This is a genomic window from Marinobacterium profundum (assembly GCF_001528745.1).
GTDB lineage: Bacteria > Pseudomonadota > Gammaproteobacteria > Pseudomonadales > Balneatricaceae > Marinobacterium_A > Marinobacterium_A profundum.
This window is the reverse complement of sequence record NZ_BCNS01000100.1, coordinates 74,558-84,159: the sequence shown is the minus strand read 5'-3', so window position 1 is coordinate 84,159 and position 9,602 is coordinate 74,558. Positions and strand designations below refer to the sequence as shown.

At 52.6% G+C, this 9,602-nt stretch carries 20 protein-coding genes; all 20 read left to right on the top strand.

The window, feature by feature from the left end; translation table 11 throughout:
• Window positions 1-5 precede the first annotated feature (5 nt).
• The 20 genes from rplD to secY all read left to right on the top strand — a co-directional run bounded on the left by rplD (window position 6) and on the right by secY (window position 9,596).
• On the top strand, window positions 6-611 hold the full coding sequence (rplD, locus tag MPRO_RS09160) for a 50S ribosomal protein L4 (RefSeq protein ID WP_067290735.1): 606 nt from the start codon (window positions 6-8) through the stop codon (window positions 609-611).
• A complete protein-coding gene (rplW, locus tag MPRO_RS09155; protein ID WP_020682710.1) occupies window positions 608-904 on the top strand; it encodes a 50S ribosomal protein L23 in 297 nt (98 codons plus the stop codon). Before rplD ends, rplW begins: the two co-directional genes overlap by 4 nt.
• Window positions 905-917: 13 nt before the next feature.
• Complete coding sequence (rplB, locus tag MPRO_RS09150) at window positions 918-1,745, top strand: 50S ribosomal protein L2 (protein ID WP_067290733.1); 828 nt, start codon at window positions 918-920, stop codon at window positions 1,743-1,745.
• A 19-nt stretch (window positions 1,746-1,764) separates the two neighbouring features.
• Entirely contained in the window at window positions 1,765-2,043 is a 279-nt protein-coding gene (gene rpsS, locus MPRO_RS09145; protein ID WP_067290731.1) for a 30S ribosomal protein S19, read from the top strand.
• 10 nt (window positions 2,044-2,053) lie between these two features.
• Window positions 2,054-2,386, top strand: coding sequence for a 50S ribosomal protein L22 (gene rplV / locus MPRO_RS09140; RefSeq protein WP_439646781.1), 333 nt, complete (start codon window positions 2,054-2,056; stop codon window positions 2,384-2,386).
• A gap of 22 nt (window positions 2,387-2,408) precedes the next feature.
• Window positions 2,409-3,089, top strand: a complete 681-nt coding sequence (gene rpsC / locus MPRO_RS09135) for a 30S ribosomal protein S3 (RefSeq protein ID WP_067290728.1) — start codon at window positions 2,409-2,411, stop codon at window positions 3,087-3,089.
• Window positions 3,090-3,100: 11 nt separating this feature from the next.
• Window positions 3,101-3,514 carry a 50S ribosomal protein L16 gene (gene rplP / locus MPRO_RS09130; RefSeq protein WP_067290727.1) on the top strand — a complete coding sequence of 138 codons (414 nt, stop codon included), beginning with the start codon at window positions 3,101-3,103 and terminating at the stop codon, window positions 3,512-3,514.
• Window positions 3,514-3,705: a 50S ribosomal protein L29 gene (gene rpmC / locus MPRO_RS09125; protein ID WP_020682704.1), complete on the top strand. Its 192-nt coding sequence runs from the start codon at window positions 3,514-3,516 to the stop codon at window positions 3,703-3,705. Before rplP ends, rpmC begins: the two co-directional genes overlap by 1 nt.
• Window positions 3,706-3,707: 2 nt before the next feature.
• Window positions 3,708-3,971, top strand: a complete 264-nt coding sequence (gene rpsQ, locus MPRO_RS09120; protein WP_020682703.1) for a 30S ribosomal protein S17 — start codon at window positions 3,708-3,710, stop codon at window positions 3,969-3,971.
• Between the two features lie 97 nt (window positions 3,972-4,068).
• On the top strand, window positions 4,069-4,437 hold the full coding sequence (rplN, locus tag MPRO_RS09115; protein ID WP_067290726.1) for a 50S ribosomal protein L14: 369 nt from the start codon (window positions 4,069-4,071) through the stop codon (window positions 4,435-4,437).
• Window positions 4,438-4,538: 101 nt separating this feature from the next.
• Window positions 4,539-4,856, top strand: a complete 318-nt coding sequence (gene rplX / locus MPRO_RS09110; RefSeq protein WP_067290724.1) for a 50S ribosomal protein L24 — start codon at window positions 4,539-4,541, stop codon at window positions 4,854-4,856.
• 13 nt (window positions 4,857-4,869) lie between these two features.
• Window positions 4,870-5,409: a 50S ribosomal protein L5 gene (gene rplE / locus MPRO_RS09105; protein WP_067290721.1), complete on the top strand. Its 540-nt coding sequence runs from the start codon at window positions 4,870-4,872 to the stop codon at window positions 5,407-5,409.
• Between the two features lie 12 nt (window positions 5,410-5,421).
• Window positions 5,422-5,727 (top strand): 30S ribosomal protein S14, encoded by a 306-nt coding sequence (rpsN, locus tag MPRO_RS09100; RefSeq protein WP_067290719.1) that lies wholly within the window; start codon window positions 5,422-5,424, stop codon window positions 5,725-5,727.
• Between the two features lie 94 nt (window positions 5,728-5,821).
• Window positions 5,822-6,214: a 30S ribosomal protein S8 gene (gene rpsH, locus MPRO_RS09095; RefSeq protein WP_067290717.1), complete on the top strand. Its 393-nt coding sequence runs from the start codon at window positions 5,822-5,824 to the stop codon at window positions 6,212-6,214.
• 10 nt (window positions 6,215-6,224) lie between these two features.
• Window positions 6,225-6,758, top strand: coding sequence for a 50S ribosomal protein L6 (rplF, locus tag MPRO_RS09090; RefSeq protein WP_067290711.1), 534 nt, complete (start codon window positions 6,225-6,227; stop codon window positions 6,756-6,758).
• Window positions 6,759-6,767: 9 nt separating this feature from the next.
• A complete protein-coding gene (gene rplR / locus MPRO_RS09085) occupies window positions 6,768-7,118 on the top strand; it encodes a 50S ribosomal protein L18 (RefSeq protein WP_067290709.1) in 351 nt (116 codons plus the stop codon).
• An 11-nt stretch (window positions 7,119-7,129) separates the two neighbouring features.
• Window positions 7,130-7,630, top strand: a complete 501-nt coding sequence (rpsE, locus tag MPRO_RS09080) for a 30S ribosomal protein S5 (RefSeq protein WP_067290705.1) — start codon at window positions 7,130-7,132, stop codon at window positions 7,628-7,630.
• A 5-nt stretch (window positions 7,631-7,635) separates the two neighbouring features.
• Window positions 7,636-7,818, top strand: a complete 183-nt coding sequence (rpmD, locus tag MPRO_RS09075; protein ID WP_067290702.1) for a 50S ribosomal protein L30 — start codon at window positions 7,636-7,638, stop codon at window positions 7,816-7,818.
• Window positions 7,819-7,832: 14 nt separating this feature from the next.
• Complete coding sequence (gene rplO / locus MPRO_RS09070; RefSeq protein ID WP_067290699.1) at window positions 7,833-8,267, top strand: 50S ribosomal protein L15; 435 nt, start codon at window positions 7,833-7,835, stop codon at window positions 8,265-8,267.
• Window positions 8,268-9,596: a preprotein translocase subunit SecY gene (secY, locus tag MPRO_RS09065; protein ID WP_067290696.1), complete on the top strand. Its 1,329-nt coding sequence runs from the start codon at window positions 8,268-8,270 to the stop codon at window positions 9,594-9,596.
• Window positions 9,597-9,602 lie beyond the last annotated feature (6 nt).

Below are 9,602 nucleotides of genomic sequence, written 5' to 3'. Positions count from 1 at the left end.
TTGACATGAATCTGAATCTAGCTGGAACTGCCGGTTCGGTTGAAGTATCCGACCTGGCTTTTGGTAAAGAATTCAACGAATCGCTGGTTCATCAGGTCGTTACGGCGTACCTGGCCGGTGGTCGTCAGGGTACCAAAGCTCAGAAAACCCGCTCAGAAGTATCGGGCGGTGGTGCTAAACCGTGGCGTCAGAAAGGTACAGGCCGTGCTCGTGCCGGTACCATTCGTAGCCCATTGTGGCGCACAGGTGGCGTAACTTTCGCTGCCAAAACACGTGACCATTCTCAGAAAGTAAACAAGAAAATGTACCGCGCAGCACTGCGTTGCATCTTCTCTGAGCTGGTTCGTCAGGACCGTTTGGTTGTAGTTGAAGATTTCGCTCTGGAATCTCCGAAAACCAAGCTGTTTATCGCCAAGCTGAACGAATTGTCCCTGGGCAACGCGTTGCTGATCACTGAAGACGTTGAGCAGAACCTGTATCTGGCTTCTCGTAACGTTCCGCACGTTGACGTGCGTGACGCTGCAGGCATCGACCCTGTCAGCCTGGTTGGCTTCGAGAAGGTTCTGGTAACTGTGCCTGCTCTGAAGAAAATCGAGGAGGTACTGGCATGAACCAGGCTCGTATTTATCAGGTGCTAATGGGGCCGCACATTTCCGAGAAAGCAACGATTGTAGCTGAGGGTTCTCAGCAGGTTGTTTTCCGTGTGGCTGACACTGCTACCAAGCAGGAAGTCAAAACTGCTGTTGAAGCACTCTTTAACGTTAAAGTTAAAGGCGTCAACATCCTTAACATCAAGGGCAAGACTAAGCGCACCGCGCGTGGTCTTGGCAAGCGGAACGACGTTCGCAAGGCTTATGTATGCCTGGCTGAAGGTTCCGAAATTGATTTCCTGGCTGGCGAATAAAAGGGGTTGAATCATGGCAGTTATCAAGACTAAGCCGACCTCTGCTGGACGTCGTCATCTGGTCAAGGTTGTTAATCAGGATCTGCACAAAGGCAAGCCTTATGCACCCCTGGTTGAAAAACAGAGCAAGTCCGGTGGTCGTAACAACAACGGACGTATCACTACCCGTCATATTGGTGGTGGTCACAAGTCTCATTACCGTCTGGTCGACTTCCGTCGCAACAAGGACGGTATTCCTGGAGTGGTCGAGCGTCTGGAATATGACCCGAACCGTTCCGCGAACATTGCTCTGCTGAAATACGCAGACGGTGAGCGTCGCTACATTATTGCGGCCAAGGGTATTAAAGAAGGTTCGGTTGTGCTTTCTGGCGTGGATGCTGACATCAAAGTCGGTAACACCCTGCCAATACGCAACATCCCAGTGGGTTCTACTATCCACTGCATCGAACTGAAGCCCGGTAAAGGTGCACAGCTGGCACGTTCTGCGGGCGCTTCTGCGCAGCTCGTAGCGCGTGAAGGGACTTATGCAACCGTGCGTCTTCGCTCTGGCGAAATGCGCAAGGTGCTGGTCGAATGTCGTGCGACTCTGGGTGAAGTTGGCAACAGCGAACACAGCCTGCGTCAGCTCGGTAAAGCCGGTGCTAAACGCTGGCGTGGTGTTCGTCCTACCGTTCGCGGTGTTGCGATGAACCCGGTAGATCACCCGCATGGTGGTGGTGAAGGTCGTACATCTGGCGGTCGTCACCCTGTTACTCCATGGGGTGTGCCGACTAAAGGTCATAAGACCCGTAAGAACAAGCGTACCGATAAGCTGATCATACGCCGTCGTTCTGCCAAGTAACTAACTTGAGGATACAGCTGTGCCACGTTCACTGAAGAAAGGTCCATTTATAGACCTTCACCTGCTGAAAAAGGTAGAAGCTGCAATCGAGAGCAGTGACAAGCGTCCTTTGAAGACCTGGTCACGTCGCTCTACCATCTTCCCGAATTTCGTGGGCATGACGATTGCGGTTCATAATGGTCGCCAACATGTACCGGTTTTTGTAACCGAAGACATGGTTGGTCACAAACTGGGTGAGTTTGTTCCTACGCGCACCTACCGTGGACATGCGGCCGATAAAAAGGCTAAGAAGAAGTAATGGGGGATAAGTGATGGAAGTTGCCGCTAAATTGAAAGGCGCCAGCCTGTCCGCCCAAAAAGCTCGTTTGGTCGTAGACCAGATCCGCGGTAAGGGAGTGGGCGAAGCTCTGAACATCCTGGCGTTCAGCCCGAAAAAGGGTGCGGCGATCATTAAGAAGGTACTTGAGTCTGCTATCGCGAATGCGGAGCATAACGAAGGTGCTGACATTGATGATCTGCGCGTTTCCACGGCCTTCGTTGACGAAGCGCCGAGCATGAAACGTATTAAGCCGCGTGCGAAAGGTCGTGCTGATCGTATTATCAAGCGCACCTGTCACATTACCGTCAAGGTTGCAGACTAAGCGCTGAGCTAGGAGAGTTCAAATGGGTCAGAAAGTACATCCGACCGGTATTCGCCTTGGCGTCGTTAAAGATCATACCTCTACTTGGTATGCAGACAAGGGCGAGTATGCCAGGAAGCTGCTCAACGATCTGAAGGTACGTGAGTACCTTGAGAAGAAGTTGAGCAATGCATCTGTTAGCCGTATTGAAATTGAGCGTCCGGCGCAGAATGCAAAAATCACCATTTACACTGCCCGTCCAGGCATCGTAATTGGTAAGAAAGGCGAAGACGTCGAAAAGCTGCGTAACGCTGTTTCTGAGCTGATGGGTGTGCCCGTGCACATCAACATCGAAGAAGTACGCAAGCCTGAGCTTGACGCTACTCTGGTAGCCCAGAGCATTGCAGGCCAGCTGGAACGCCGTGTAATGTTCCGTCGCGCTATGAAGCGCTCGGTACAGAACGCCATGCGTATTGGTGCCAAGGGCATCAAGATTCAGTTGGGCGGCCGTCTGGGTGGTGCTGAGATCGCACGTTCCGAATGGTACCGCGAAGGTCGTGTTCCGTTGCACACTCTGCGTGCGGACATCGATTACTCGTCCTTCGAAGCGCACACCACATACGGTGTGATCGGCATTAAAGTCTGGATCTTCAAAGGCGAGATTCTTGGCGGCATCGAACAGGTGCGTGCTGAGAAAAATGCGCCGAAGAAGAAAGGTAAGTGAGGTAGACGTCAATGCTGCAACCGAAACGTCTTAAATACCGCAAGGTGATGAAGGGTCGCAACCGCGGCCTGGCACTGCGCGGCAGTAAAGTAAGCTTTGGTGAATTTGGTCTTAAGGCTACTGCCCGCGGCCGTATCACTGCTCGTCAGATTGAAGCTGCACGTCGTACCATGACTCGTCACGTAAAGCGTGGCGGTAAGATCTGGATTCGTGTCTTCCCTGACAAGCCGATCACCAACAAGCCGCTTGAAGTTCGTATGGGTAAGGGTAAAGGTAACGTTGAATACTGGGTTGCCCAGATTCAGCCGGGTAAAGTGCTGTTCGAAATGAGCGGCGTTCCCGAATCTCTGGCAGTTGAAGCCTTCGCGCTTGCTGCTGCCAAATTGCCCTTGGCTACAACCATTGTTAAGCGGACGGTGATGTGATGATTGCTAAAGAACTGCGGGAAAAATCCGTAGATGAACTTCAGCAGGAACTCCTGGGTCTGTTGAAGGATCAGTTCAATCTGCGTATGCAGAAGGCAACTGGTCAGCTGGCACAGAATCACCTGCTTAGCCAGGTTCGTCGCGACATTGCTCGTGTTAAGACTGTACTGAACGAAAAGGCAGGTGACTAAGTATGAGCGCTGAAAAACGTACTCGCACTGTGACCGGTAAAGTTATCAGTGACAAGATGGACAAAACCATCACAGTTCTGGTTGAGCGTAAAGAGAAGCACCCGATTTACGGGAAATATCTCAAGCGTTCTACCAAGCTGCACGCTCATGACGATAAGAACGAGTGTCAGATCGGTGACTGGGTAACCATCGCGGAAACCCGTCCTCTGTCTAAGACCAAAACTTGGTCGCTGGTTCGTATTGAAGAGCGCGCAGCGAAGGTGTAATATATTGCGCCTTTGCTCCATTTGCCTATTTGCCCAAGCTGCACGGCTGAAAAGCATGTGCAGCTTGGTGAAAGGCCATATATTTCTGGAGTAGACCATGATTCAGACTGAATCAATGCTTGATGTTGCTGATAACAGCGGCGCCAAGCGAGTGCAGTGCATTAAGGTCCTGGGCGGTTCTCACCGTCGTTACGCAGGTGTCGGTGACATTATTAAAGTTACCGTCAAGGAAGCAATTCCGCGTGGCAAGGTGAAGAAAGGTCAGGTTCTCAAGGCTGTTGTAGTACGTACCCGTAAGGGTGTTCGTCGTCCTGACGGCTCAGTAATCCGCTTTGATACTAACTCTGCGGTATTGCTGAACCAGAACGACGCTCCGATCGGAACGCGTATCTTCGGCCCAGTAACGCGTGAACTTCGCTCCGAGAAGTTCATGAAGATCATTTCCCTGGCGCCTGAAGTGCTCTGAGACCCGGTTGCTATTTGACCGAGTACTTTGAAAACGCCATTCCCGAGAGGGTATGGCGTTTTTGAGCATGAGAGGGTTGCAGGAAACGACATAGGTATAACATGCGCAAGATTCGTCGCGACGATGAAATCATCGTCATCGCAGGTAAAGACAAGGGCAAGCGTGGCACTGTGCTGCGTGTGCTGGCGAACGATCGTGTGATCGTTGCAGGCATCAACATGGTGAAGAAGCACACCAAGCCGAACCCTATGCAGGGTCAGGCCGGTGGCATCGTTGAGAAAGAAGCCTCCATGGCTGTTTCCAACGTAGCGATCTTCAATCCGCAGTCTGGCAAGGGCGACCGTGTCGGCTTCAAATTGCTTGAGGACGGCGCCAAGGTGCGTATCTTCAAGTCCACCGGCGAAGTCATTGGCGGATAAGGGGGTTGTTGTAATGTCTAGACTGAAAGCGCTTTACAAAGATACCGTTCGCCAGCAGCTCAAAGAAGAGCTGAATGCGCCGAACATTATGGCTGTCCCTCGCGTTACCAAAATCACCCTGAACATGGGTGTTGGTGAAGCTCTGGGCGATAAAAAACAGCTCGAATACGCTGTTGCCGACATGACGGCTATCGCCGGTCAGAAGCCTGTCGTTACCCTGGCGCGCAAGTCTATTGCAGCGTTCAAGGTACGTGAAGGCTGGCCGATTGGTTGCAAGGTCACTCTGCGTGGTCAGCAAATGTGGGAATTCCTCGATCGTCTGGTCGACATTTCCATTCCGCGTGTACGCGATTTCCGTGGTTTGAACCCGAAATCGTTCGACGGTCGCGGCAACTACAGCATGGGTGTCAAAGAGCAGATCATATTCCCCGAAATCGATTACGATAAGGTGGATAAGCTGCGTGGGATGGATATCACCATCACCACCACTGCTCAGACCAATGAAGAGGGTCGTGCCCTGCTGGCTGCCCTGAACTTCCCGTTCAAGAAGTGATAGGGGGATATCATGGCTAAACAATCGATGAAAGCACGTGAAGACAAGCGTGCCGCGACTGTCGCTAAGTACGCCGTTAAGCGTGCTGAGCTGAAAACTATCATCAACAGCCCGTTTTCTTCTGAAGATGAGCGTTGGGATGCACTGGTTGCGCTGCAGAAGTTGCCGCGTGACGCTAGCCCGGTTCGTCAGCGCAATCGCTGTCAGCTGACAGGTCGTCCACATGGTGTTTACCGCAAGTTCGGCCTTAGCCGTAACAAATTGCGTGAAGCCGCTATGCGTGGCGATGTGCCGGGTCTTAAAAAGGCCAGCTGGTAATCCACCACTGGTTTTACGGTAAGCATGGTGGGCAGGGCAGAACGCAGTACGTTCTGCTACCGCATCACGCTGCACAAGAGAGGAAGTTAAGCGCATGAGCATGCAAGATACACTGGCGGATATGTTCACACGTATCCGCAATGGCCATATGGCGCAGAAACAGGCCGTATCCATGCCGTCTTCCAAGCTGAAAGTTTCAGTTGCAGAAGTGTTGAAGGAAGAAGGTTACATTGCCAGCTACGCAGTAGAAGGTGATGTGAAACCGGTCCTCAGCGTTGAGCTGAAGTATTTCGAAGGAAAGCCGGTAATTGAAGAGATCAAGCGCGTAAGCCGTCCAGGCCTGCGTATCTACAAAGCTTCCAACGACCTGCCCAAAGTGGCTGGTGGTCTGGGTGTCGCAATCGTCTCCACCAGCAATGGTGTGATGACGGATCGCGCTGCGCGTACCGCTGGAGTCGGTGGTGAAGTGATCTGCACGGTATTCTAAGGGGTTAACAATGTCTCGAGTTGCTAAAAAACCCGTTGTTGTACCTGCAGGTGTAGATCTGAAGGTCGATGGCCTGACCATCACCGCCAAAGGCAAGAATGGTCTTCTGAGCCTGGATGTTCATCCTACTGTTGAAGTTAAACAGGAAGATAACACCCTGCTGTTCGCCCCCCGTGACAAGAGCAAGCTCGCTAATGCTCTTTCCGGAACCACGCGCTCCCTGGTGAGCAACATGGTTTTCGGTGTTGCAGAAGGCTTTAAAAAGACTCTGGAATTGCAGGGTGTTGGTTACCGTGTTGCGCTCAAGGGCACATCACTGAACCTGACGCTGGGCTTCTCCCATCCTGTTGAGTACGAACTGCCTGAAGGTATTACTGCAGAGTGCCCGAACCAGACAACGATTGTTATCAGCGGTGCTGATAAACAGCGTGTCGGTCAGGTAGCTGCAGAGGTGCGTGGCTTCCGTCCGCCTGAGCCTTATAAAGGCAAGGGTGTTCGCTACGCTGACGAATATGTTCGCCGTAAAGAAGCGAAGAAAAAGTAAGGCAGGGTTATGAACGCTAAGAAAGAAGCTCGTATACGTCGTTCACGCCGTTCGCGTTTGAAAATGCGTGAGCTGGGCGCCGTACGTCTGTGCGTCAACCGTACTCCGCGTCATATCTACGCACAGGTTATCTCTGAAGACGGTGGCAAGGTTTTGGCCTCTGCATCGACTGTAGAGAAAGTACTGCGTGAAGGCGCAACAGGTAATGTTGCAGCGGCCCAGAAAGTGGGTACGCTGATCGCTGAACGTGCTAAAGAAGCCGGTATCACCAAGGTTGCATTCGACCGTTCCGGGTTCAAATACCACGGTCGTGTTCAAGCACTGGCCGACGCAGCCCGTGAAAGCGGCCTGGAATTCTAAGGGGGTCGATTATGGCAAATCACGAACAGAAAGACGGCGATCTCCAGGAAAAACTGGTACAGGTCAACCGCGTCGCGAAAGTGGTTAAAGGCGGTCGGATCTTCGGTTTTACTGCACTTTGTGTAGTTGGTGACGGTAATGGCCGCGTAGGTTTCGGTCGTGGCAAGGCGCGTGAAGTGCCAGTCGCGATTCAGAAGGCTATGGAACAGGCTCGTCGCAATATGATCAGCGTTGAACTGAATGGCGGTACTTTGCAGTACGCTATCAACGCTCGTCACGGCGCATCCAGAATCTACATGCAGCCTGCATCTGACGGTACCGGCATCATTGCCGGCGGCGCGATGCGTTCTGTACTGGAGCTTGCGGGTGTCCATAACGTCTTGGCCAAGTGCTACGGTTCGACTAATCCGGTAAACGTTGTTCGCGCGACCATTAAAGGTCTGCAGAGCATGAACGCACCGGATGACATCGCAGCCAAGCGTGGCAAGACAGTCGCAGAGATCCTGGGGTAATCGACATGGCTAATACTTTGAAGGTAACTCTGGTTCGCAGCCCAATCGGCATTTTGCCGAAGCACAAGCTGTGTGTAAAAGGTCTCGGCCTGCGTCGTATCGGTCATACCGTTGAAGTGGAAGACACTCCTTCGGTCCGTGGCATGATCAATAAAGTCAACTACATGCTAAGTGTAGAAGGCGAGTAAGAGGAGTTCGTCACATGCGTCTGAACACTCTGAGCCCCGCCGCTGGTTCCAAACAGGCTCCGAAACGCGTAGGTCGCGGTATCGGTTCCGGTCTTGGTAAAACCGGTGGTCGTGGTCACAAAGGTCAGAAGTCCCGCTCAGGCGGTTCTGTTAAGCCGGGTTTTGAAGGCGGTCAGATGCCTCTGCAGCGTCGTCTGCCGAAGTTCGGCTTTAGCTCCCGTAAAGCCCGTTACGTTGCTGAGATTCGTTTGAACGAACTCAATGCAATCGTTGCGGACGTAATCGATCTGGCCGCGCTGAAAGCGGCGGATCTCGTTAACCACGATATCAAAGTGGCTAAAGTGATCCTGTCTGGTGAGATCGGCAAAGCAGTAACTGTATCCGGTCTGAAAGTGACCAAGGGTGCACAAGCTGCGATCGAGGCTGCTGGCGGCAAAGTCGAGGCGTAAATGGCTAAGCAAGGACAGATACCTGCGGGCACGCAAAACGGTTTGGGCGAACTTTGGTCTCGTCTGCGTTTTGTAGCGCTGGCGATCATTGTGTACCGGATCGGGGCTCATATCCCCGTCCCCGGTATTAACCCGGATCGCCTGGCCGCATTGTTTGAACAGAATCAGGGGACTATTCTCAGTCTCTTCAACATGTTCTCGGGTGGTGCGTTGGAACGTATGAGTATCCTCGCACTGGGCATCATGCCGTACATTTCTGCCTCTATTATTATGCAGCTGATGACGGTTGTGAGCCCCCAGCTCGAAGCGTTGAAGAAAGAGGGTGAGGCAGGTCGTCGTAAAATCAATCAGTATACCCGTTATGGCACGGTGATCCTGGCGACCATACAGTCGTTCGGGATGGCGGTAGGCCTGGCGAATCAGGGTGTGGCGTTCAGTGGTGACATCAGCTTCTATTTCGTTGCTGTCGTAACCCTGGTTGCAGGTGCAGTCTTCCTGATGTGGCTCGGCGAGCAGGTAACTGAACGTGGTATCGGCAACGGTATCTCGATTCTGATCTTCGCGGGTATCGTGGCTGGTCTGCCAAGTGCAATCGGTCAGTCCTTTGAAGCAGCGCGCCAGGGGGATTTGAATATCCTGGCGTTGCTGGCGATTGCGGTCATGGCCGTGGCGACTGTTGGCTTTGTAGTGTTTATGGAACGTGGTCAACGCCGCATTACCATTAACTACGCAAAGCGTCAGCAGGGCCGTCGCGTCTATGCAGCCCAGTCGAGCCACCTGCCGTTGAAAGTTAATATGGCAGGCGTTATACCGCCGATCTTTGCATCCAGCATCCTGCTGTTCCCGGCGTCGGTTGGTCAGTGGTTTGGGCAGACTGATGGCATGGAATGGTTGCAGGACATGGCGCTCGCGCTTGGCCCAGGCCAGCCGCTCTATATCCTGCTGTTTGCGATCTGCATCGTGTTTTTCTGCTACTTCTATACGGCGATTGTTTTCAATCCCCGTGATGTGGCAGACAACCTGAAAAAATCAGGTGCATTTATCCCGGGAATTCGTCCTGGTGAACAGTCCGCACGCTATATCGATACTGTGCTGGGCCGTCTGACATTGTTTGGTGCTCTATACATCACCGCGGTATCTCTGATGCCTCAGTTCCTGGTGGTTGCGTGGAATGTGCCATTCTACTTCGGCGGTACCTCATTGTTGATCGTGGTAGTCGTGGTCATGGACTTCATGGCTCAGGTGCAATCACACCTGATGTCTCACCAGTACGAGTCCTTGATGAAGAAATCTAACCTCAAAGGCGGTGGCGCAGGCTTCCTGCGTTGATACTGC